We start from the raw sequence: 20,734 nt of genomic DNA, 5'->3' as shown, positions 1-20,734 counted from the left end.
CGTGAACGCACTTTCACCCATACCCTTGCTGCGGCTTGATCCCGGCATCCCCATGCCCGTGCGCGCCCATGACGGTGACGCGGGCGTGGATCTGTGCACCACGGAAGACGTCATCCTGGAGCCGGGCGAGCGGGTGCTGGTCGGCACCGGCGTCGCTGTTGCGCTACCGGTCGGCACCGTCGGCCTCATCCATCCCCGGTCGGGCCTCGCGGCCAAAACCGGGCTGTCGGTGGTCAATACCCCCGGCACGGTCGACGCGGGGTATCGCGGTGAAATCAAGGTGTGCCTGGTCAATCACGACCTGCGCACCCCGATCGAGCTGCGGCGCGGCGACCGGATCGCGCAGCTGCTCGTGCAACGAGTGGAGCTGGTCGATTTCGTCGAGGTCGACACGCTCGACGACACCGCGCGCGGCGCGGGCGGATACGGCTCGAGCGGCGGTCACGCGAGTCTGACCGCGCAGGCCGATGGGGCGGGCTCGGCCGGTAAGGAGGCATGACAGCAATGTTCGGAAGGAAGAAGAAGTCCGACGACCGGTATGCCGATGAGCTGTACGACGAGGCGCCCGAATACTTCGACGCCGAGTACGCGCAGCCGGGTTACGACGATGAGCCCATCACCGACGAAAATCCCATCATTCCAGTTGATGAGCCCATCACCGACGAAAACCCCATCATCCCAGCCGATTACGTCCCGGCCGCGTACGCTGCGGCCGACTACGACGACTATGACGACGCCGATTACGACGATGACACCGACGCGCCGAAGTCCGGCCCCTACGACTACAACGACGTCGCCGAGCTGCTCGAGGATGTGGCCGACCAGCGCCTCGACCTCGGATCGGTGATCCTGCCGGTGCCGCCGGGCGGCCAGCTGCAGGTCGAGATGACCCCCGACGGCACCCCGCAGGCGGTGCACCTGGCCACCGAACACGGCCGAATCACCGTCGCGGCCTACGCTGCGCCGAAGTCGGCAGGCCAATGGCGCACGGTGGCAGCCGATCTCGCCGAATCATTACGCAAGGACGGCGCCAGGGTCGCAGTCGAGACCGGACCGTGGGGCCGCGAGCTGCTCGCCATCACCGAGGGTGCCGACCTCCGGTTCATCGGAGTCGACGGGCCTCGCTGGATGGTCCGTCTCGTCGCCGCGGGCCCGGCAGGCGCCGCCGACGCGGGCGGACCGCTGGTCACGGCCGCGCGAGCCATCCTCAGCGAGACCGTGATTCGCCGCGGCGACGACCCGATGCCGGTGCGTGAACCCCTCGCCGTGGTGCTGCCGCAGGAACTGGCCGAGCAGCTCGCGGCCGCACATCAGCAGCAGGTGGAGGCGCAGCAGCAAGCAGCGGCAGCCCAAGCCGCGGCCCAGGCCACGCCCGCCACAGTGATCCCGCCGCGGATGCCGCAGGAACCGCGTCGTGGCGCCGACGGGTCCGCGATGCAGCAGCTCGGCTTGAACTGATCTGTGTTGGATTTGCAGCGCCTGCGGCGCTGCGTGTTCGCGGCCCCGAAGGCTCGCGTCCGAGCGGCCGAGACTCGCGACTTCGTCGCATGCGCTTCGGCCGCTCGGACGCGAGCCGGCCGCGAACGTCGCTCGTAAGACTCGCTCCCTCCCGGTGGGGCGAAGCGAACGTCGCGCGTAGGGTTCGCTCCCTCGTGGTAAACCGCGGCTTCAGCGTCTCAGCTGAATGCGGCCAGCCCGGTCTTCCCGAGGATCGCCGGATCTGCGCCCAGCTCGGCGAGGGTGATCCGGATCAGCGTGGAGCGAGGGATCAGTGCGGCCCATTCCTCGGCGACCGCGAGCGGGTGCACCGGATCGTCGATCGCGGTGACCAGGGCGACCGGGGCGTCGAGAGTGGCGAGACGCTCGGTGCCCGGCCACTTGTAGTCGGCGGCTTCCTCGAGTGCGTCGGGCAGCCGCGGCCACTGGGCGCGCCAGGACCGGGTGAGCGCATCGGCCAGCCAGCGTGGGCTGCTGGCCCGCATCCGCTCGATCACCGCGTCCAGACCGTCGGCCCGCAACTGTGCGGCCGTCGCGGCGGCGCTCAGCGCGGCGGGGCATGCGGCAGTGTCGGATCCGGTCCACGCGGGCAGCGCCGCCACCACGCCGACAACGGCATCGGGGTGCTCGGCCGCCCATTCCACGGCAATCGCGGCGCCGAGGGAGATTCCCGTCACCAGCACCGGTCCGGAGCGGGCCGCGGCGTCCAATGCAGCCCGGCACGATGCGACCACGGCGCCCGGGTCCGGTTCGACAGCCAGGAACGGGGTTTTACGGGCTACGCAGGCAGGTTCGAATGCGCGGCGCGCGAAGTCGGCGTCGGATCCGGTGCCCGGCAGCGCGACGACAACCGCGGGAGAGGGGGTCTCGAACATCGGACCGAGCGTAGCGGGGGCAGGGTTGCCCATCTACAGTGGCGGGTATACGGCCAATAGCCGGTCGTTACCGGAAAACCACGATGGCGTGCAACCCACGCCGTCTTGCTCCATGCAGGAGAGCGTGCAATGCCATCCGCTGCCTCAGGTTATTTTCGCCGTTTGGGCCGCAGACTGACCGAGGACCTCGATCGGTTGGACGCCGAAGAACTTGCCGAGACAGCAGATGCCTCGGGAGCGTGTCGGGCATCGGAGTGTCAGCGTGGTGACGAAGCCACCATGCTCGGCCGACTACGGAGTGTCGAGGCGTGTCCGAAGTCCGCGGGCGCCAGTGTTCAGGCAGAATTCTTCGACGGCACCGACGCCATCACCTTGGTGTGGATCGGGCGCAGGCGCATTCCCGGGATCGAGCCGGGCCGGCGCATCCTGGTCCGTGGCCGGGTCGGCGACCGCGACGGCCGCAAGGTGATCTACAACCCCTACTACGAATTGCGCGGGAACAGCTGACGTATGCCATCGAGCAACGAGAACGCCGCCGACAAGTCGATCGATACCGGGATGCGTGAGCCCGCCGAACCCGGAGCGGTGGTGGAGGACGCACGGCGCACCGCGGTCGATTCCGGTCGGCACCGGCAGGCAGATCCCGCGCAAGCGCTCGACGAGACAGCGGACACGGTCGAGCAGACCCTGCTCGAGCAGTTGGGCGGTTTCAGCGGCCTGATCTATTCGACGCTGCCGGTCCTCGTGTTCGTCCCCGTGAACACCTTCGCCGGCCTCGCCGCGGCGATCTGGGCGGCCCTTGGCGTGGCCGCCGCGATTCTCATCTGGCGGCTGATACGACGCAGCCCGATTCAACCTGCCATCTCCGGTTTCCTCGGTGTCGGCATCTGCGCGTTCATTGCCTACCGTATGGGTGAAGCAAAAGGCTTCTTCCTGTTCGGCATCTACACCAGCCTCGTCTATGCAGGCGTCTTCCTGGTGTCGATGCTGGTGCGCTGGCCGTTGGTGGGCGTCATCTGGGGTGTGTTGAACGGGCATGGCTCCGACTGGCGGACCGATCGGCGTGTGGTGCGCCTCTACGACGTCGCGACCACTACCTGGGTGCTGGTGTTCGCGGCCCGCTACCTCGTGCAGTCGCAGCTCTACGACTCCGACCACACCGGCTGGCTTGCCGCGGCCCGCATTGCGATGGGGTGGCCGCTGACGGCGGTCGCACTGGCCGTCACCGTGTGGGCGGTGCGCCGGGCCGGGCACATGCCGGTCCGTCGTGCGACTACTGCCGAAGCTGCCTGAGGACCTGCCGCGGAGCGGCCCGAGAAATTCACGCGGCCGCACGGACCTGGGGGTTTCGCGACTGTCGCGGTCCCGTGGAGACCGGGGATATCGCCCCGGAGTCCGGAGGATTCACGCCGGGGTGCGCTAACACGCACCGCGGAGGTGGGCAGTACCCACCCTGGGGTTACTGGTTGTAACGCCGAGTTCATCAGACGATCGTTGCGAGACAAAAAAGCGCAACATCGGCGAAAGGACTCGGAAGATGGCTACCGAGCACAACATTGCGGCACTGTCGAAGACCCGCAGCCACAACAACCCGGCACTCTCGGAGAGCCGCCGAATTTCCGCGGAGCTCGACACTTTCATCGGACCCGCCGCGGCAGGCGACCGACAGGCCGTCACCGAGATCGTGCGCCTGGTCCATCCGCTGGTTCGCCGATATTGCGGTGCGCGCCTCGGCAATACCTCACACCTGCACGTCACCGCCGACGATGTAGTGCAGGAAATCCTGATGGCTACCGTCAACGCCATCCCGCGCTACCGGGATCAGGGAAAGTCGTTCCTGGCCTTCGTGTACGGGATCGCGGCGAACAAGGTCGCCGACGCGTTCCGGCGTTCGCAGATGCACCCGAGCTACCCGATGGCCGACGTGCCGGACACCGTCTCGACCGCGGCGGGCCCGGAGGAATGGGCGTTGGCATCCGAACGTCGCGACGTGACAAGGGAATTGATGAAGATCCTGGCGCCCGCGCACCGCGAGGTGCTGGTGATGCGGATTGTGCTCGGCTGGAGCGCCGCGCAGACCGCGGAGGCGATCGGCACCAGCCCCGGCGTGGTTCGGGTGATGCAGCACCGCGCGCTCAACAAGCTGCGCGCCGAGCTCGCCGCCGCCTGACACGGCCGGATCCGCGTCGGCATCCGGCCGTATCGGGGTGTTATGGCTTGATGCCGTGGTGGGCCAGCGCCACCCGCAGATCTTCTTCGGCCTCCACGGAGGTCACGAACAGCAGCTCGTCGTCGCCCTCGAACGGGTCGTCGGGCTGCGGCACGATCACTCGGCCGCCCCGCAGGATCGTCACCAGGGCGGCGTCGCGCGGCAGGGTGAGTGTGCGCACCGGCTTGCCTGCCAGCGCGGTGTCGGCGGGCAGGGTGATCTCGACGAGATTGGCCTGACCCTGCCGCAGCGTCATCAGCCGGACCAGGTCGCCGACCGACACCGCCTCCTCGACCAGCGAGGCGAGCAGCCGTGGCGTCGACACGGCGACATCGACGCCCCAGGAGGGATCGAAGAGCCACTCGTTGCGCGGGTCGTTGACCCTGGCCACCACGCGGCGCACTCCGAACTCGGTCTTGGCGAGCAGGGCATGCACCAGATTTGCCTTGTCGTCGCCGGTGGCGGCGATGACGACCTCGTAGGTCTCCAGCCCCGCGTCCTCGAGCAGCGCGAGCTCACAGGCATCGGCATGCACCCACACAGCGTCCGGGATGGCGGTCGGATCGATGTGGTCGAGCTGACGTTCGAGCAGCATCACGCGGTGGCCGCCGCGCAGGAGCTCCCTGGCTATCGATCGGCCCACGGCGCCGGCTCCGGCGATCGCCACTTTCATGTTCAGTCCTCGCTTGCTGGGGGCTTACCGGCCAATGCGACGGCCTCGCCGACACTGCCGGAGGTGGCGGCGACGTAGACGATGTCGTCGGCCTGAACCATGGTCTTGCTTTCGGGCAACAGTCCTTGACCGAATCGGATGATGAACGCCACCCGCGCGCCGACCGCGCGTTCCAGGTCGCGCACCGTGCGGCCGTACCACTCTTCGTGCAGCGTCAGCTGGGCGACGGCGACGGTGCCGGTGGGGTCGCGCCATGTGGTGGTGCCGCTGTCGCCGATGAGCGCAGTCAGGAACCGGTCGGTCGTCCAGGGCACCGTGGCGATCGTCGGAATACCGAGACGTTCGTAGACCGCGGCGCGTTTCGCATCGTAGATGCGGGCGACGACGCGCTCGACGCCGAAGGTTTCGCGAGCAACGCGCGCCGAGATGATGTTGGAGTTGTCGCCGGAGGACACTGCGGCGAACGCGTCCGCACGCTCTATTCCGGAGCGAATCAGCACGTCCCTGTCGAAACCGACGCCGACGACCTGTTCCCCCGGGAAGTCCTCGCCGAGGCGCAGGAAGGCGCTCGGGTCCCGGTCGATCACCGTGACCTCGTGACCTACCCGGACCAGGGCGCGTGCCAGCGACGAACCCACGCGCCCGCACCCCATGATCACTACGTACACCGTGCAACCTCGTTCCTGGAAACGATCCAACAGCCGGACAAGGTCCGTCGACGCCTGTGGCGTCGAGCCGAGCGAAGGCGATGCAGCCGTTCGTGCCGTTCGGTCTGCTTGTCTTCGGCAAAACCGTACCCGCCGAGTGCGTCCATGGCCCACTTTCCCCCTCTGACCGGAAGTCAAACCTGCGACGCGGGCCGCCCCCAGGCGCGATCAACCGTTCGGGGATCTATGCTCGCTCCAGTGTCCAAGTTGACGACGGCAGCGAAACGGGTGCTGCTGGGTAGGCCTTTCCGTAGCGATTCGCTGGGCCACACCCTGCTGCCGAAGCGAATCGCGCTCCCTGTGTTCGCCTCCGATGCCATGTCGTCGGTCGCGTACGCGCCAGAGGAAATCTTTCTGACCCTGTCGGTGGCCGGAATTTCGGCCTACGTGTACGCCCCGTGGGTCGGACTCGCGGTCGCCTTCGTCATGGCCGTGGTGGTGGCCAGCTACCGGCAGAACGTGCACGCCTATCCGTCCGGCGGCGGTGACTACGAGGTTGCCACCACCAATCTCGGCCCCAATGCCGGGCTCACCGTCGGCAGCGCACTGCTGGTCGACTATGTGCTCACTGTCGCGGTGTCGATTTCTTCCGCGGCCTCCAATATCGGGTCGGCGATCCCGTTCGTGGATACACACAAGGTGCTGTTCGCCGTGGTCGCCATTGCCGTGCTGACCGCGATCAACCTGCGCGGCGTGCGCGAGTCGGGCACCGCGTTCGCGATTCCGACCTATGCGTTCATCATCGGCATGTTCGCGATGCTCGCGTGGGGGCTGTTCCGAATCTTCGTCCTCGGTGACGACCTACAGGCGGAATCGGCGGGCTTCCAGCTCAACGCCGAGGAGGAGCACCTCTACGGTCTGGCCTTCGCCTTCCTGATCGCGCGCTCGTTCTCCTCCGGTTGTGCCGCGCTCACCGGTGTCGAGGCGATCAGCAACGGGGTGCCCGCCTTCCGGAAACCGAAGTCGCGCAATGCCGCAACCACCCTGCTGATGCTCGGCAGCATCGCGATCGTGCTGTTGATGGGCATTATCATCCTGGCCCAGAAGATCGGGATCGTATACGCGCACAACGCGTCCGATCTGTCCGGTGCGCCTGCCGACTACCATCAGAAGACGCTCATCGCGCAGCTCGCCGAGACGGTGTTCCACGGGTTCCCGCTCGGCTTCTTCTTCATCACCAGTGTGACGGCGCTGATCCTCGTGCTCGCCGCCAATACGGCGTTCAACGGATTCCCGGTGCTCGGCTCGATTCTGGCGCAAGACCGCTACCTGCCCCGGCAGCTGCACACCCGTGGCGACCGGCTCGCCTTCAGCAACGGCATTCTGTTCCTCTCCGGTGCCGCCATCGCCTTCGTCGTGCTGTTCGGCGCCGAGGTGACCAAGTTGATCCAGCTCTACATCGTGGGCGTTTTCGTGTCGTTCGTGCTCAGCCAGACGGGCATGCTGCGGCACTGGACGCGCTTGCTGCGCACCGAAACCGATCCGACGCAGCGCGCCAGGATGAAGCGCTCACGGGTGATCAACGCGATCGGGCTCACTGCGACCGGCGCGGTGTTGGTCATCGTGCTCATCACGAAGTTCTTCGCGGGGGCCTACATCGCGATCTTCACCATGGTCGCGATCTTCGTGGTGATGAAAATGATTCGCCGCCACTACGACTCGGTCTCGCGCGAGCTCGACGAACACGAGTGGGACGGTGTGCTGCCCAGCCGCTCGCATTCGATCGTGCTGGTGTCCAGACTGCACCTGCCGACCCGTAGGGCGCTGGCCTATGCCCGTGCCACCCGCCCGGACACCCTGGAGGCGGTGACGGTGAACGTCGACGAAGCCGACACCAGGGGGTTGGTCCGCGAATGGGAGCAGAGCGATATCAATGTGCCGCTCAAGGTGATCGAATCGCCGTACCGCGAAATCACCAAACCGGTGCTCGATTACGTGAAGCGGGTGCGCAAGGATTCGCCGCGTGATGTGGTGACGGTGTTCATTCCGGAGTACGTGGTCGGGCACTGGTGGGAACAGGTGTTGCACAACCAGAGCGCGTTGCGGCTCAAGGGCAGGCTGCTTTTCGAGCCGGGGGTGATGGTAACGAGCGTGCCGTGGCAGCTGAGTTCCTCCACCCGGGCCCGGCAAGCAGGCGTGATCAACGCGCCGGGTGCGGTGCGACGTGGGTACGAGGACAGGACCGGATGACCGACTGGCGCAACACCACCTTCGAGGTGCGGCTCGGCCCGCCGGGACACGGCGGCTTCTGTGTGGCCCGCCACGACGGGCGAGTGGTTTTCGTCCGGCACGGACTGCCCGGTGAGCTGGTACGGGTCCGGGTTACCGAGGACCGCGGCGGTTCGTTCTGCCGGGCCGACGCAATCGATATTCTCGAAGCGTCACCGGATCGGGTTACTGCGACCTGCCCGGTGTCGGGACCGGGCGGTGCGGGGTGCTGCGACTTCTCCTTTGCCACACCGGCAGCGCAGCGGGAATTGAAGGCGATGGTCGTCGCCGAGCAGTTGCGTCGGATCGCCGGCGTCGAGCGGGAGATCACGGTGGAGCCGATCACCGGATCCGCCGACGAGATCGGTGGTTGGCGCACCAGGGTTCGATTGGTGGTGGATGCGCAGGGCCGGGCCGGAGTGCATCGGCTGCGCAGCACCGACGTGATCGCCGATCTGCGCTGCCCGCAACCGGTTCCCGGCGCGTTGGAGGGGGTGGCGGAGCAATCCTGGACGCCCGGCGCGGATCTGGTGATCGCGGTAGACGGCGACGGGGTGCGGCATATCGTCGAACTCGAGGTGCCGGTACCGGTTTCGGCGGGTGGTCGCGGAGATGACCGGCGCGGCAGCGAGCGGCCACGGAGCAACGACCGTGGCGGTGAGCGCCGTGGCAGGCGCGACAGCGGGCGACCCGACCGGCGGGCGCTGCGCAATGGCGAGGCGCAGGCGAGCGAACGGCGCAGCGCATCGGCGCGTCGCGCGGCGACACATGCGCCACGCGAGGAGTCGGTGCTGGACGGCAGCGGGCGCACGGTCGAGTACGTGGCCGGCCGTCGCTGGGAACTATCGGCGACCGGCTTCTGGCAGGCGCATCATGGTGCCGCGCAATGCTATTCGGACATTGTGGCCGAGTGGTCCGGACTCGGTTCCGGCGATCTCGCCTGGGATCTGTACAGCGGCGCCGGGGTTTTCGCCGCCCGGCTCGCCGAACAGGTCGGTCCGGACGGATCGGTGCTCGCCGCGGAATCCGCCCGCACCGCTGTAGCCGACGGCAACGCGGCCCTGCTGGACCTGCCATGGGTGGATCTGCGCGCGGACCGGGTCGAGCGCTGGCTGACCGAACAGGGCAGTGCCGCACCGGAAGTGGTGGTGCTCGACCCGCCGCGCACCGGCGCGGGCAAGGAAATTGTCTCGGCACTGACCGAGCACGATCCTGCCCGCATCATCCACATCGGCTGCGACCCGGCCGCTTTCGCCCGCGACCTCGGGCTGTACCAGTCGGCGGGCTACCAGCTCACCCGACTGCGGGCCTTCGACGCGTTCCCGGCCACCCACCATGTCGAATGTCTTGCGCTGTTGGAGCGTTGATCGTACGGTCGGCGGCATAGAGTCGCGCCCATGACCGTGGACGTCGTCGCACAGCTGAAGTTCTCCGATCGTGCCGCCTATGACCGCTATCAGGCGCACTTAACGGAGATTTTCGTTCGATACTCGGGCACGCTGCTTCTGCCGACGAGAACCCGCAGGTGATCGAGGGCAATCGGATCTGGAGAAGGTGGTGCCTTCCCCGACGAGCCGGCGTTCGGAGGAGTGGGCGCAGTCACCGGAGTACCTGAAGATCTCCGAAGACCGGCAGGTCGGCGCGGATACGGTGACCTTGCTGGTGAAAGGTCTCGGGCACCGGTCGTAGGCGGTCAGTCTTCGTAGCTGGGCGGGCGGCGGTCGCGGCGCGCGCGGATGGCTTCGTCGAAATTGCCGGTGGTGAGGCGGACGTAGAGCTGCGCCATGCCCTCGTGCTGCATCTGGGATTCGAAACTGCCCGCTTCCATGCCGCTCCACAGCATCCGTTTGGTGAGCTCGGTGCCGACCCGACTGAAGCTGATGATCCGCTCGGCCAGGTCGTAGCAGGTTTCCAGGAGTTTCGCGGTGGGCACGGTGCGGGAGACCAGGCCGATGCGCTCGGCCTCGGCGGCATCGACGTCGCGTCCGGACAGCATGATCTCGAACGCGCGGGAGGAGCCGATGGCACGGGGCAGCAGGTAGCTGATGCCCAGTTCCGCGGACGTGAGCCCATTATTGATCCCCGCCGCCCGGAAGTAGGCGTCCGCGCCCGCGATCCGGATGTCGGTGGCGACACTCAGGCAGAAGCCACCACCGATCGCCGCGCCGTTGATCGCACCGATGACCGGTTGGTTCATGCGCCGCAGGGTGATCATCACGTCGTTCAGCAGATCCATCGAGCGCCGCGCGACGCTGGTGACGGTCAGCCCCTCGGTATTGGGCACCTTCCCCGCACTCTGTAGATCTGCGCCGGAACAGAAACCGTCCCCTGCTCCTGTGAGCACCACGACCCGCACGTCGTTGTCGGCACTGACCTCCTCCAGCGCCTCACGCAGCGGAATCATCACATCGAAGGCCATCGCATTCATCCGGTCCGGCCGGTTCAGCGTCACCAGGGCGACGTGTGGGCGCGGTTTATCGATGAGCACGAACGACATGCGAAATCCTCACCGGCAGCCCTGACGGTGGCCACCGATTCTTCAATATAGGCGAGAACCTCGCCGTGCCGTGGCAAATCCGACCGACCGACCGGGTTCCCGGAATACGTTGCCGCCTCGGATATCTCGCCGCCGCACCGCGTCCAACCGGTGGGCGTCGAGCTTCTCGTGGCCGCCGATCGGTTCGGTCACGGTCTAGTCGAGCTGCCAGGTGGCACGGATGGCAGCACTGATTTCGGATTCGCCGAGCTCGACCGGTACCGGAGCGGCGCTGTAAGCGGCGTCCATGGGCGCGGACATCGCTTGGATGCGGGGGTATGCCGGCGGTGCCGAGGTGGTGTTCTCGGTGATTTCGAGCACCGGCCCGAGCGTGCGGCCCGCGCGGGCGGCATATTGTTCGGCCTTGGCGAGCGCGTTGTCCCATGCTGCATCGCGCGCCTGGGTGAGCAGGCTTTCCTGGTTGGCGAAGGTCAGGGTGAGGCCGCCCAACCGGACATCGTCGCCGCCCGCATCGACGGCGTTGGCGATGATGGTGGCCGGTCCGGGATCGGCGTTCTCGCCGATATCGCGCAGCGCCACGGTCAGGTCGGTCGTTGCGAGATAGCCGGTGATCTTCGAACCGCCACCTTCGGTCCAGACGGTCTCGGTGCGCACCGACAGGCCGCTCGTAGCGATGTCGGCTCCCGAAACCCCGTCCGAGCGTAGCGAATCGGTGACGGCGGCGACCCGCTCACCGGCCTGCCCGTACGCGAGCGCGACCTTGCTCGCCCGCGTTTCGATCGAGATGGTCACGCGCATGAGGTCGGGAGTGGCGCGGGCGCTGCCGGTCCCGAAGGTGGTCACCGTGCCCGCGGCGGCTTCGTCGGATTTCTTTTTGCTCACGGCGCTCTCCTGACTCGGTGGGATCGTGGTCTCGCAGGGCTCAACGGCCGATAACACGCAAATGTCCCCGCCCGCCTGACTCAATAGTCGCCACCGCGGACCGCGATCGCGCGTACAGCGGCGTCCATTTGCGCGTACGCGCCTGCGGCCAGGCGCTCGAGCAGGGCAAGTTTCAGCTCGGGCGCCTTCTCGGTGAGCACATCGAACCGTTCCGGGCTCAGCACCGCGACCCGCACCCCGCTCTCCGCGCGGGCTTCGTTGACGAACGGTGTGCCGACCAGCATCGGGATCTCGCCGAACGACATCCCGGCCGACAGCGACACCAACCGGTGCGTGTGCCCGTCGGCGCCCTCGAAGGTGATCCGCACCCGTCCCTCCAGGATCAGGTACAGGCCCGAGCGGGCGCTGCCGCGGCGCGCGATCACTTCACCGCGGGCGATGGTGCGCACCTCGAAATCCTTTGCCAGCCGCGCCCGGTCATCAGGGCTCGGTGCGGCGAGCGCGGGATGGTCCTCGATCGGAATGGAGGTGCACGCCGGTTCGTCAGCGGGCCGGTGGCGGTCGAGCACGATGTCCTCGCACCATTCGGTGGCGGTGTCGCGGTCGATGAAGACGCGTCCGCGCGGGTCGTTCGGAACCAGGCTCGAGACCAGGTGACCCATCTTGCCGTCGGGATCGACGATGGCGACGCGGCAGCCCGCCGCGGCGAGTTCGTTCTGCAGTTCGTCGAGCATGTGCACCGCGATCTCGCTCACCTCGCCCACCCGGCGCAGGTCGAGAACCAGCGCCGCCAACTCGCCCGACTGCTCCTCGATGGCCCGCACGGCACGTTCCGCGCCCGCGAACAGTAGGTCGCCGTGCAGTTCGTACACGCGAGCGCGGTCACCGTGCTCGGCGAGCACCGCTATCTCCTCGGTGGTGCGCCGCAGCCGCGAGGGCGCCTCGGCCACCGAATACGCAGCCCGGATCGCGGTGCGCCCGGATCGCGTCACGTGCAGGAAGTGCAGTTCCAGTCGTTTCGACAGCGCACGGCAGGCGGCGACGCCGCGCACGCTGTTGCCGTGCTCGTCCAGCCGAGGGGAGTAGACGGCGATCCCGATCTGACCGGGCAGCACCGCGAGTATCCCGCCGCCGACACCGCTCTTCGCCGGCAGCCCTACGGTGGTCACCCAGTCACCTGCGGCGTTGTACATGCCGCAGGTGGTCATCACGCTGAGCACCTGCTCGGTCAGCGCGACCGACAATGCGCGCTCGCGCGTCACCGGGTTGAGACCGTTATTGGCCAACGTCGCAGCCATCAGCGCGAGGTCGCGGCAGGTGACATCGATCGAGCACTGCCGGAAATACCGATCGACTGCCTCGTCCGGATCGGAGTCGATGATGCCGAAGGAACGCAGCATGTAGCCGATGGCGCGATTGCGGAAGCCGGTGCGCGCCTCGGAGGCGTAGACCGCCTCGTTCATCGTCAGCTCGCGTCCGGCGAATCGGGAGTAGCAGCGCCGGATGCGTTCGAACTTGTCGATGGGATCGTCACCGGTGACCAGGGACGCGGCGGTGATGGCGCCCGCATTGATCATCGGATTACGCGGTCGCTCGGTCACCGGGTCCAGGCTGATCTCGTTGAACGCCTCGCCGGAGGGTTCCACGTCGATGCGCTCGGCGACCGCGGCGGGGCCCTGGTCGGCCAGGGCGAGCGCATAGGTGAACGGTTTGGAGATGGATTGGATGGTGAACATGGTAGCGACATCGCCTGCGCCGTAGAACCGGCCGTCCGCGGTGGCCAGGCACACTGCGAACGAATCGGGTTGGACCGCAGCGAGTTCCGGAATGTAGTCGGCCAGTGCGCCGGATTCGTCGGCGCGGTAGAGCTGGTACACATCGGCGACCAGGCGTGCCACGACGCCGGGTTCGACCGCCTGCGGAACCTTCTGTTCGGGCTCGGCCACACGATCACTGTAGGCGCGGTAGCGTATGTGCCGTGGTCGATCCTTCGTCCGCTGAGCGCGTGTCTTCGGAGGGATTTTCTCCGGTCGCCGCGCCGCGCCGCGGTCGGATGTTCGCCCGCTCTCGTTTCTCCGGACAGGTGCTTTTCGTCCGGTGATTCGTGTGGAGACTCACATTTCAGCGCCATGTCGGCAGGTGACGTGCCGTCGTCGTGCGGGGACGCCACCGCGGCTCCGTAGACTGTTCGGATCAGATGCACTATCCGGAGGGAGCGAGTTCAGGTGGGAGTGCTTTCCCGGGTCGATGCACCCGAAGACCTGCGCCGGCTGAACGTGGCCGAGCTGCGGGAGCTTGCGGCGGAGATTCGCGAGTTCCTGGTCGAGAAGGTCGCGGCGACCGGCGGTCACCTCGGACCCAATCTCGGTGTGGTGGAACTGACCATCGCCCTGCATCGGGTCTTCGACTCGCCGGCCGATCCGTTGATCTTCGACACCGGGCATCAGGCCTATGTGCACAAGATCCTGACCGGCCGCAAGGACCAGTTCGATTCGCTGCGGACGCGGGGCGGGCTGTCCGGCTACCCGAGTCGGGCCGAGAGCGTGCACGACTGGGTGGAGTCTTCGCACGCCTCGGCGTCGCTGTCGTACGCCGATGGCCTCGCGAAAGCGTTCGCGCTGACCGGCCAGGATCGGCATGTGGTCGCGGTCGTCGGTGACGGCGCGCTCACCGGCGGCATGTGCTGGGAGGCGCTCAACAACATTGCCGGAGCTCCCGATCGTCCGGTGGTCGTGGTGGTCAACGACAACGGCCGCTCCTACGCGCCCACCATCGGCGGCCTCGCCGACCGGCTGACCGCGCTGCGCACCCAGCCTGCCTACGAGCACGCGCTGGATGCGGGTAAGCGGATCCTCAAGAGCATCCCGCGCGTCGGCGAATCCGCGTACTCGATGGTGCACGCGGTGAAGGCCGGGATCAAAGACGCCGTCAGCCCGCAGGAGCTGTTCAGTGATATCGGACTCAAGTACGTCGGCCCGGTCGACGGCCACGACGGTGTCGCGCTGGAAGCAGCCCTGCGCAGGGCGAAGGATTTCGGCGGTCCGGTCGTCGTCCATGTGGTGACGCAAAAGGGCCGCGGGTACTCACACGCCGAGAACCACGAAGCCGATCAGATGCATGCGTGCGATCCGATCGACCCGCTGACGGGCCGGCCGCTCGGCGCCAAGGCGCCCGGCTGGACCGCGGTGTTCTCCGAGGAGTTGATCGCGCACGCGGAACGCCGCGACGACATCGTCGCCATCACCGCCGCCATGCCCGGGCCGACCGGCCTTTCGGCATTCGGTGAGCGTTTCCCGGACCGGATGTTCGACGTCGGTATCGCCGAGCAGCACGCCATGGCCTCCGCCGCGGGTCTCGCGCTCGGCGGCATGCACCCGGTGGTCGCCATCTACTCCACCTTCCTCAACCGCGCCTTCGATCAGCTGCTGATGGATGTCGCCCTGCTGAAGCAGCCGGTCACCGTGGTGCTCGACCGCGCGGGCATCACCGGAAACGACGGCGCCAGCCACAACGGCATGTGGGACCTCTCGGTGCTGGGCATCATCCCCGGTATCCGCGTGGCCGCCCCGCGCGATGCGGGCACCCTGCGCGAAGAACTCGCCGAGGCGCTGGCCATCAGTGACGGCCCGACCGCCATCCGCTTCCCGAAGGGCAGCGTCGTCGAAGATATTTCGGCCGTCGAACGCCTCGAGGGCGTCGACGTGCTTCGCCTGCCCGAGCAGGACGGCGGCTCCGCTCAGACCCAGCGTGGTGACGTCCTCCTCGTCGCCGTGGGCCCCTTCGCCGAACTGGCACTGCAAGTAGCGGATCTGCTACAACCAGAAGGTATTTCGATCACCGTCATCGATCCGCGCTGGGTTCTCCCGGTGTCCGACACCATTGTCAAACTCGCCGAAAACTATCGCCTTCTGGTCACTCTCGAAGACGGCGGCCTGCACGGCGGCATCGGCTCCACCATCTCCGCCCGCCTCCGCGGCGCGGGCCTGGACGTGCCGACCCGCGATCTCGGTGTCCCCCAACACTTCCTGGACCATGCCTCGCGCAACCAGATCCATGAGGAATTGGGCCTGACGGCCCCCGACATCGCCCGCCGCATCACGGGTTGGCTCGACGCCCGCTGACCGCGGCGGTAACCTGCCTGGGCGCTGTCCCAACATGAGGTGAGTGGCACGTCATCGTGAGTACCACTCGCGATGTGCCGCGGCTGTGTGCCACTCACCGAACGCCGAGAGAACTTGGCAGGTCCCGATGGGAACCGAACAGCCGTCCGGTGCGTAGGTATGAGTGAACAGAACTCGAAGGTCCTGGTGGGGAATGACGTTGGCGATCGCGTCGGATACTGGCGCCGCGCATCGAGGGACTGGGCGGGGTGACCACCGTGATCACGAAGTCTCAGGTGTCTTTCGGTGCCGACCGGAAATTCGCGTGGTTGTGGCCGCCGCCCCGATAGAAGAGCAAGCCGCAAGACGCCCTCATGCTCACTCTGCGGCAGCTGGTGTGAGATCCGCTCGTCAGCAGCGTCGACGAGACCTCCCGGTAAGTGGACCCATCGGATCCGGATCACCGCCGACACAGTAGTCCAGCGAGTCCTGACATCCGGCTGGCTGGACGCGGCGTTCGACTTCGGCCTCGAGCCGATCCGCTAGCGGTCGGCCGCTGATTGCGGCGAGTGGAACATGGCAGGGCCGATCTCGATGTTTGCGGCGGCCATGCCCGCTCGGCGGGAGTGGGGTCGGATGCTATCGCGCGGAGTTGCGGCGATGGGAGGCGCGGACTTTCACGCGATTGCCGCAGACGTTCATCGAGCACCAGGTGCGGCCGCGGTTGCGGGAGTGGTCGTAGAAGGCCCAGCGGCAGCTTGGTTCGCGGCAGGTTTTGAGGCGGGACCAGGTGCCCGCGGCGACGGCAGTGGCGATGTCGGCGAGAAGGGTGGCCAGGGCGGTGTCGACCGATCCGTGGGTGGCGGGCACCAGGGTCGGGGGCGTGCTGGTGACGTCGAGTGTCAGGGGGAGTTCTGCGGTCATGGCCGACAGCTCGGCATGTGCTGTGGGGTCGAGTCCGTCGGGTCGTGGGCTGCTCACAGGGTCGGCATTGTTCTGGGCGAGCATGGCGCGCAGTCCTTCTCGGACTCGGGCCGCGCGGTCGCGTTCGTGGGCGGTGACGGCGGTGTCGCGGGGCAGTAGTGCGTGATCGTGCAGCCAGGTGGCCAGCTGGTCCGGGGTGCCGATGGCGTCGCCGTCGGCGCGGCGGGTGTTGACGAATTCCACTAGTCGACGCATCACGGCGGGCGTGCGGTCATCGGCGGCCGTGGTCTCGGCTCTGGCGGGCATGGCTACATGATAACTAACCATTGACGATAGGAGGTTAGCTAACTACCGTTCCTTTAACACCAGTTACTGGGCTTCAGGCCACCACACACAGGAGAGTTCGCCATGGGATCGATCAAGAAGGAGATCGTTGTCGAGGCCCCCGTCGACGACGTATGGGCGATCATCCGCGATTTCGGCCAGGGCCCGATTCGCATGGCGCCCGGTTACGTCACCGAGTGCCGGCTCGATGATCCCGGCGTTCGGGTGGCCACGTTCGTGAACGGAACGGTGCTGCGTGAGCGTCTGATCGCGTTGGACGAGGCGGAGCACCGATTCGTGTACTCCATCGTCGGCGACAGTGTCGCGCCGGTGCACAACAATGCGTCGATGCAGGTCTTCCCGCACGACAACGGCAGCCGGTTCGTCTGGATCCACGACGTGCTGCCCGACGAACTCGCGGTCGCGTTCGGTGTGGGCATGGACGAAGGTTTGCGGGTCTTCAAGGAAACCGTCGAAGGCGCGGTCACCGCCAAATCCTGACTTGTTCCGCGTCTCGCCCGGCAGGCCAATGGTGTGGCGCAGATCCAGGAACGGGCGTTAAGCGTCGCGCGTTTCCGGAGTCAGCGCTGCCGTCAGCCGAGGTACCGCCAGCTCCCGCTGCCACGGCCGCGCCCCGCCCGACTTGAGGAATCCGTCGATGGCCGCCGCCAGGTCGGCGGGTGAATCCGGGATACGGTCGTAATCCGGCAGCCCGTCCCAGCACAGGCGCCGCACCAGGTCGGGGGAGAGCAGATTCTCCACCGGAATGGCATGTTCGGTGGACAGCTCACCCATCTCGGCACGCGCCCTGGTCAGCCGGGCGGCCGCAGCGGCATCCCGGCGTTCCCACCGGTTCACCGGAGGCGGCCCGTCGAAGGGCTGGGTCAGTGGCGGCAGCTCACTGTCGGGCAGCGTCCGACCGCGGTCGACGGCGCCGAGCCACTCTCGGGAGTACCGCCGCTGCCGTGGCCCGCCGAAGACCGGCAGCGCCCGCAGCTGGGCGATGGTGCGCGGCTCGGTGGTCGCGGCGGAAACGATCGCGGAGTCCGGGAGGATGCGCGCGGGCGCGACGTCGCGGGATCGCGCCAACCCGTCCCTGGTGTTCCACAGTTCGCGCACGATCGCCAGCTGCCTGGTGCGGCGCAGTTGGTGGATACCGGAGGTACGCCGCCACCGATCGGCCTTCGGCGCGCCGGGCTCGGTGCTGCGAACGTGCTCGAATTCCTGTGCGGCCCAATCTGTCTTGCCCTGTTCGTCGAGTGCTTTCGCGACTTCGTCGCGCAGTTCCAGTAGCAGCTCGACATCGAGCGCGGCGTAGTTCAGCCACTCGTCGGGCAGCGGCCTCGTGGACCAGTCGGCCGCGCCATGGCCCTTGCGCAGCGCCCTGCCGAGCAGCTTCTCGACCATCGCCGCGAGCCCGACGCGTTCGAAACCGGCCAGCCTGCCACCCAATTCGGTGTCGAACAGCCGCGCGGGATGCAGACCGAGTTCGGCGAGACCCGGCAGGTCCTGGTCCGCCGAATGCAGTACCCATTCGAGATCGTTGATCGCCTCGGCCAGCGGGGCGAGCTCATCGGTCACCGGAATCGGGTCGACGAGGAAGCTGCCCGCTCCGGCGCGGCGCAGTTGGATCAGGTAAGCCCGGGCCGAATATCGGAAACCGGACGCACGTTCGGCGTCGACAGCCAGCGGACCGGTGCCCCCGGCAAGGCGGGCAGCGGCATCGGCGATCTCGCGTGCGGTAGCCAGTACGGGTGGAACACCCGCCGCGGGGACCAGCAGCGGCTCCGCTGCGTTGTCTTCCGCTGTGCTGCCCTGGTCGGACTCGTCTGCTACCGGCATAAACTTGAACTTTACGTGGCGGTTAGATGTGGTCGTTGCTGGTATAGGACTCTGGCCGCAGATGGGTGATCCCGGCGGGCGGCAGCCCGGCCGCGTAGGCGAGCACTTCGCAGAACGCTTCCACGTGTGGCCGCATGTCGGTGGTGACCGCAGTCCACGATGCGCGCAGCTCCAATTGGTGCGCCCGTGGCGGCCCGGCGATGTCGCCGTAGCGCACCGAACTCGTCGAGGTGACGGTGCCGCCCAGGGCCGTGAACGGCTCGTTGCGCGTTTCGAGAGCGTCCACCAGCCAACTCCAGGCGACCTCCGGCAACAGCGGGTCGGTGGCCAGCGCGCCGTCGATGTCGGCCTGGATATAGGCGACCAGACGGAAGGTGCCGTGCCATGCGTCGTCGCCGTCCGGATCGTGTAGGAGGATCAGCCTGCCGAACGCATCGCCCTCGGAATCGACTGGCACGACAGCGGTTTCGGGGTGTTTGACTTCGGCGCCGAGCGCGTACGAATAGGGGGCCAGGCGTTGCGGCGGGCGGATCGGTGCCAGCTCGATCCGAGGGTGCACGGTAGCGGTGGCCATCGCCTCGACCGCGGCACGAAATTGAGCTGGCTCATCGGGTCCCTCGGTCGGTGCGGCTCCGTCGCGGAAGTCGAGCGGTGTCACGAAAGCGACGGTAGACCTAGTCCCCCCGACGCGGTCGGAGGCGCGCCGCCGAGCCGCTTTCTGCACCGTCGGATGCGGTGTTTCTGCGGCGCCGTGCGGGGCGAATGAAGACGAGTCAGGCCGGCTGTGGGTGTGGCTTGCCGCGGGCACTGCCCGGCCGGCCGCGGTCGCGTGTCGGACGTCGTCTCAGGAGTGGCTCTTCGCCCGGCCGAGCGAAGACCGGGCGGTGGCCCGCTTACGATGAAGGCGATGAACACTCACACCCGCCGCCGGTTGACCGATGCTCCGTTCCTGGCCGCCGCCACTGGCGCCGCACCGAGCCGTCGGCCGGTCTGGTTCATGCGTCAGGCCGGGCGGTCGCTGCCCGAGTACCGCGAACTGCGCAAGGGCATCGGGATGCTCGAATCCTGCTTCGATCCGGAGCTGGTGTGCGAGATCACCATGCAGCCGATCCGCAGGCACGGCGTGGATGCGGCGATCTTGTTCTCCGACATCGTGGTTCCGTTGAAGGCCGCGGGCATCGACCTCGACATCGTGCCAGGTGTCGGTCCGGTGATCGCGTCGCCGGTACGCACCACCGCCGATGTGCGGGCACTGCCGCGACTGCGTCCCGAGGAAGTGGGCGCGGTCACCGACGGCGTGCGGCTGTTGACCGACGCACTCGGCGACACGCCGCTGATCGGGTTCGCGGGCGCCCCGTTCACGCTCGCTTCGTACCTGGTGGAGGGTGGACCGAGCAAGAACCACGAGCGAACCAAGGCGATGATGCACGCCGACCCGCAGACCTGGCACGAGCTGCTCGGCGTACTGACCGACATCACCATCGCGTTCCTGCAGGCGCAGCTGGCCGCGGGCGTCGACGCGGTGCAGTTGTTCGACTCGTGGGCGGGCGCGCTCTCACTCGCCGACTACCGCACCTTCGTGCTGCCACACTCCGAGCGGGTGTTCGCGGAGGTTGCTGCCGCAGGCGTGCCGCGCATCCATTTCGGTGTCGGGACCGGTGAGCTACTCGGCGCGATGGGAGAGGCGGGCGCGGACGTCGTCGGTGTCGACTGGCGGGTACCGCTGACCGAAGCGGTGCGTCGCGTCGGACCGGGAAAAGCGTTGCAGGGCAACCTGGATCCCGCGGTCCTGTTCGCCGGTCCGGCAGCCGTCGAGGCCGAGACGCGCCGGATCGCCCGCGAAGCCGACGAGGCGATCACCATGGGCGCGGCAGGACACATCTTCAACCTCGGCCATGGCGTACTGCCCGACACCGATCCCGGCGTGCTGACGGCCTTGGTCGAGCTGGTCCACGAGCTCTGAGCTTGCCCTTTGCGTGATCGCTGCTCGGCCGAT

21 protein-coding genes are annotated in these 20,734 nt (G+C 67.6%); 12 read left to right on the top strand and 9 right to left on the bottom strand.

What is annotated here, in order from left to right:
• Position 1: 1 nt before the first annotated feature.
• Together dut and OHQ90_RS30865 are read left to right on the top strand one after the other, a co-directional pair.
• Entirely contained in the window at positions 2–499 is a 498-nt protein-coding gene (dut, locus tag OHQ90_RS30870; RefSeq protein WP_328403483.1) for a dUTP diphosphatase, read from the top strand.
• Positions 500–504: 5 nt separating this feature from the next.
• Entirely contained in the window at positions 505–1,458 is a 954-nt protein-coding gene (locus tag OHQ90_RS30865; protein WP_328413200.1) for a DUF3710 domain-containing protein, read from the top strand.
• Between the two features lie 218 nt (positions 1,459–1,676).
• On the opposite strand, the gene OHQ90_RS30860 is transcribed toward OHQ90_RS30865, so the two are convergent.
• Positions 1,677–2,372: an alpha/beta fold hydrolase gene (locus OHQ90_RS30860; protein ID WP_328403481.1), complete on the bottom strand. Its 696-nt coding sequence runs from the start codon at positions 2,370–2,372 to the stop codon at positions 1,677–1,679.
• Between the two features lie 129 nt (positions 2,373–2,501).
• On the opposite strand from OHQ90_RS30860, the gene OHQ90_RS30855 reads away from it, so the two are divergent.
• The 3 genes from OHQ90_RS30855 to OHQ90_RS30845 all read left to right on the top strand — a co-directional run bounded on the left by OHQ90_RS30855 (position 2,502) and on the right by OHQ90_RS30845 (position 4,542).
• The gene (locus tag OHQ90_RS30855) at positions 2,502–2,879 is read left to right on the top strand and encodes an OB-fold nucleic acid binding domain-containing protein (protein ID WP_328403479.1); all 378 of its coding nucleotides are present in this window, start codon (positions 2,502–2,504) and stop codon (positions 2,877–2,879) included.
• Between the two features lie 3 nt (positions 2,880–2,882).
• Positions 2,883–3,665, top strand: a complete 783-nt coding sequence (locus OHQ90_RS30850) for a DUF3159 domain-containing protein (RefSeq protein WP_328403477.1) — start codon at positions 2,883–2,885, stop codon at positions 3,663–3,665.
• Positions 3,666–3,909: 244 nt separating this feature from the next.
• On the top strand, positions 3,910–4,542 hold the full coding sequence (locus OHQ90_RS30845) for a sigma-70 family RNA polymerase sigma factor (protein WP_328403475.1): 633 nt from the start codon (positions 3,910–3,912) through the stop codon (positions 4,540–4,542).
• Between the two features lie 40 nt (positions 4,543–4,582).
• Here OHQ90_RS30845 and OHQ90_RS30840 read toward each other — a convergent pair whose 3' ends face one another.
• Positions 4,583–5,254, bottom strand: a complete 672-nt coding sequence (locus tag OHQ90_RS30840; RefSeq protein ID WP_328403473.1) for a potassium channel family protein — start codon at positions 5,252–5,254, stop codon at positions 4,583–4,585.
• 2 nt (positions 5,255–5,256) lie between these two features.
• Positions 5,257–5,922, bottom strand: coding sequence for a potassium channel family protein (locus tag OHQ90_RS30835; protein ID WP_328403471.1), 666 nt, complete (start codon positions 5,920–5,922; stop codon positions 5,257–5,259).
• Between the two features lie 237 nt (positions 5,923–6,159).
• Here OHQ90_RS30835 and OHQ90_RS30830 point away from each other — a divergent pair, with 237 nt between their 5' ends.
• Genes OHQ90_RS30830 through OHQ90_RS30815 form a run of 4 tightly spaced genes read left to right on the top strand, consistent with a single transcriptional unit; the run spans position 6,160 to position 9,858 of the window.
• Entirely contained in the window at positions 6,160–8,151 is a 1,992-nt protein-coding gene (locus OHQ90_RS30830; RefSeq protein WP_328403469.1) for an APC family permease, read from the top strand.
• Complete coding sequence (locus tag OHQ90_RS30825; RefSeq protein WP_328403467.1) at positions 8,148–9,536, top strand: class I SAM-dependent RNA methyltransferase; 1,389 nt, start codon at positions 8,148–8,150, stop codon at positions 9,534–9,536. Before OHQ90_RS30830 ends, OHQ90_RS30825 begins: the two co-directional genes overlap by 4 nt.
• Before the next feature lie 30 nt (positions 9,537–9,566).
• On the top strand, positions 9,567–9,698 hold the full coding sequence (locus OHQ90_RS30820) for a hypothetical protein (RefSeq protein WP_328403465.1): 132 nt from the start codon (positions 9,567–9,569) through the stop codon (positions 9,696–9,698).
• A gap of 28 nt (positions 9,699–9,726) precedes the next feature.
• Positions 9,727–9,858: a hypothetical protein gene (locus tag OHQ90_RS30815; RefSeq protein ID WP_328403463.1), complete on the top strand. Its 132-nt coding sequence runs from the start codon at positions 9,727–9,729 to the stop codon at positions 9,856–9,858.
• A gap of 4 nt (positions 9,859–9,862) precedes the next feature.
• On the opposite strand, the gene OHQ90_RS30810 is transcribed toward OHQ90_RS30815, so the two are convergent.
• From OHQ90_RS30810 to glsA, 3 genes are all read right to left on the bottom strand, one after another.
• Positions 9,863–10,666, bottom strand: a complete 804-nt coding sequence (locus OHQ90_RS30810) for an enoyl-CoA hydratase (protein WP_328403461.1) — start codon at positions 10,664–10,666, stop codon at positions 9,863–9,865.
• Between the two features lie 195 nt (positions 10,667–10,861).
• Positions 10,862–11,548: an SIMPL domain-containing protein gene (locus OHQ90_RS30805; protein WP_328403459.1), complete on the bottom strand. Its 687-nt coding sequence runs from the start codon at positions 11,546–11,548 to the stop codon at positions 10,862–10,864.
• 80 nt (positions 11,549–11,628) lie between these two features.
• Positions 11,629–13,494 (bottom strand): glutaminase A, encoded by a 1,866-nt coding sequence (gene glsA, locus OHQ90_RS30800; protein ID WP_442941215.1) that lies wholly within the window; start codon positions 13,492–13,494, stop codon positions 11,629–11,631.
• A gap of 279 nt (positions 13,495–13,773) precedes the next feature.
• Between glsA and dxs the strand changes: the two genes are divergently transcribed.
• Complete coding sequence (gene dxs, locus OHQ90_RS30795) at positions 13,774–15,669, top strand: 1-deoxy-D-xylulose-5-phosphate synthase (RefSeq protein WP_328403457.1); 1,896 nt, start codon at positions 13,774–13,776, stop codon at positions 15,667–15,669.
• A gap of 618 nt (positions 15,670–16,287) precedes the next feature.
• Here dxs and OHQ90_RS30790 read toward each other — a convergent pair.
• A complete protein-coding gene (locus OHQ90_RS30790; RefSeq protein ID WP_328403456.1) occupies positions 16,288–16,878 on the bottom strand; it encodes a CGNR zinc finger domain-containing protein in 591 nt (196 codons plus the stop codon).
• 102 nt (positions 16,879–16,980) lie between these two features.
• Between OHQ90_RS30790 and OHQ90_RS30785 the strand changes: the two genes are divergently transcribed.
• Positions 16,981–17,397, top strand: a complete 417-nt coding sequence (locus OHQ90_RS30785; protein ID WP_328403454.1) for an SRPBCC family protein — start codon at positions 16,981–16,983, stop codon at positions 17,395–17,397.
• A 57-nt stretch (positions 17,398–17,454) separates the two neighbouring features.
• On the opposite strand, the gene OHQ90_RS30780 is transcribed toward OHQ90_RS30785, so the two are convergent.
• Both OHQ90_RS30780 and OHQ90_RS30775 read right to left on the bottom strand, forming a co-directional pair.
• Positions 17,455–18,738 (bottom strand): ribonuclease D, encoded by a 1,284-nt coding sequence (locus tag OHQ90_RS30780; protein ID WP_328403452.1) that lies wholly within the window; start codon positions 18,736–18,738, stop codon positions 17,455–17,457.
• A gap of 22 nt (positions 18,739–18,760) precedes the next feature.
• On the bottom strand, positions 18,761–19,312 hold the full coding sequence (locus OHQ90_RS30775) for a DUF3000 domain-containing protein (RefSeq protein WP_328413196.1): 552 nt from the start codon (positions 19,310–19,312) through the stop codon (positions 18,761–18,763).
• Between the two features lie 324 nt (positions 19,313–19,636).
• Between OHQ90_RS30775 and hemE the strand changes: the two genes are divergently transcribed.
• The gene (hemE, locus tag OHQ90_RS30770; protein ID WP_328403450.1) at positions 19,637–20,701 is read left to right on the top strand and encodes a uroporphyrinogen decarboxylase; all 1,065 of its coding nucleotides are present in this window, start codon (positions 19,637–19,639) and stop codon (positions 20,699–20,701) included.
• Positions 20,702–20,734 lie beyond the last annotated feature (33 nt).

This window comes from Nocardia sp. NBC_00403 (assembly GCF_036046055.1).
GTDB lineage: Bacteria > Actinomycetota > Actinomycetes > Mycobacteriales > Mycobacteriaceae > Nocardia.
This window is presented reverse-complemented; position numbering and strand designations above follow the sequence as displayed.

Excerpts from the sequence above, each read along its gene's own strand:
- OHQ90_RS30810 (WP_328403461.1), bottom strand. The coding sequence starts at position 10,666 with ATGTCGTTCGTGCTCATCGATAAACCGCGCCCACACGTCGCCCTGGTG.
- OHQ90_RS30785 (WP_328403454.1), top strand. The coding sequence starts at position 16,981 with ATGGGATCGATCAAGAAGGAGATCGTTGTCGAGGCCCCCGTCGACGAC.
- OHQ90_RS30825 (WP_328403467.1), top strand. The coding sequence starts at position 8,148 with ATGACCGACTGGCGCAACACCACCTTCGAGGTGCGGCTCGGCCCGCCG.
- OHQ90_RS30790 (WP_328403456.1), bottom strand. The coding sequence starts at position 16,878 with ATGCCCGCCAGAGCCGAGACCACGGCCGCCGATGACCGCACGCCCGCC.
- OHQ90_RS30865 (WP_328413200.1), top strand. The coding sequence starts at position 505 with ATGTTCGGAAGGAAGAAGAAGTCCGACGACCGGTATGCCGATGAGCTG.
- OHQ90_RS30780 (WP_328403452.1), bottom strand. The coding sequence starts at position 18,738 with ATGCCGGTAGCAGACGAGTCCGACCAGGGCAGCACAGCGGAAGACAAC.
- OHQ90_RS30820 (WP_328403465.1), top strand. The coding sequence starts at position 9,567 with ATGACCGTGGACGTCGTCGCACAGCTGAAGTTCTCCGATCGTGCCGCC.
- OHQ90_RS30860 (WP_328403481.1), bottom strand. The coding sequence starts at position 2,372 with ATGTTCGAGACCCCCTCTCCCGCGGTTGTCGTCGCGCTGCCGGGCACC.
- hemE (WP_328403450.1), top strand. The coding sequence starts at position 19,637 with ATGAAGGCGATGAACACTCACACCCGCCGCCGGTTGACCGATGCTCCG.
- OHQ90_RS30845 (WP_328403475.1), top strand. The coding sequence starts at position 3,910 with ATGGCTACCGAGCACAACATTGCGGCACTGTCGAAGACCCGCAGCCAC.
- OHQ90_RS30840 (WP_328403473.1), bottom strand. The coding sequence starts at position 5,254 with ATGAAAGTGGCGATCGCCGGAGCCGGCGCCGTGGGCCGATCGATAGCC.
- OHQ90_RS30855 (WP_328403479.1), top strand. The coding sequence starts at position 2,502 with ATGCCATCCGCTGCCTCAGGTTATTTTCGCCGTTTGGGCCGCAGACTG.
- OHQ90_RS30775 (WP_328413196.1), bottom strand. The coding sequence starts at position 19,312 with ATGGCCACCGCTACCGTGCACCCTCGGATCGAGCTGGCACCGATCCGC.
- OHQ90_RS30850 (WP_328403477.1), top strand. The coding sequence starts at position 2,883 with ATGCCATCGAGCAACGAGAACGCCGCCGACAAGTCGATCGATACCGGG.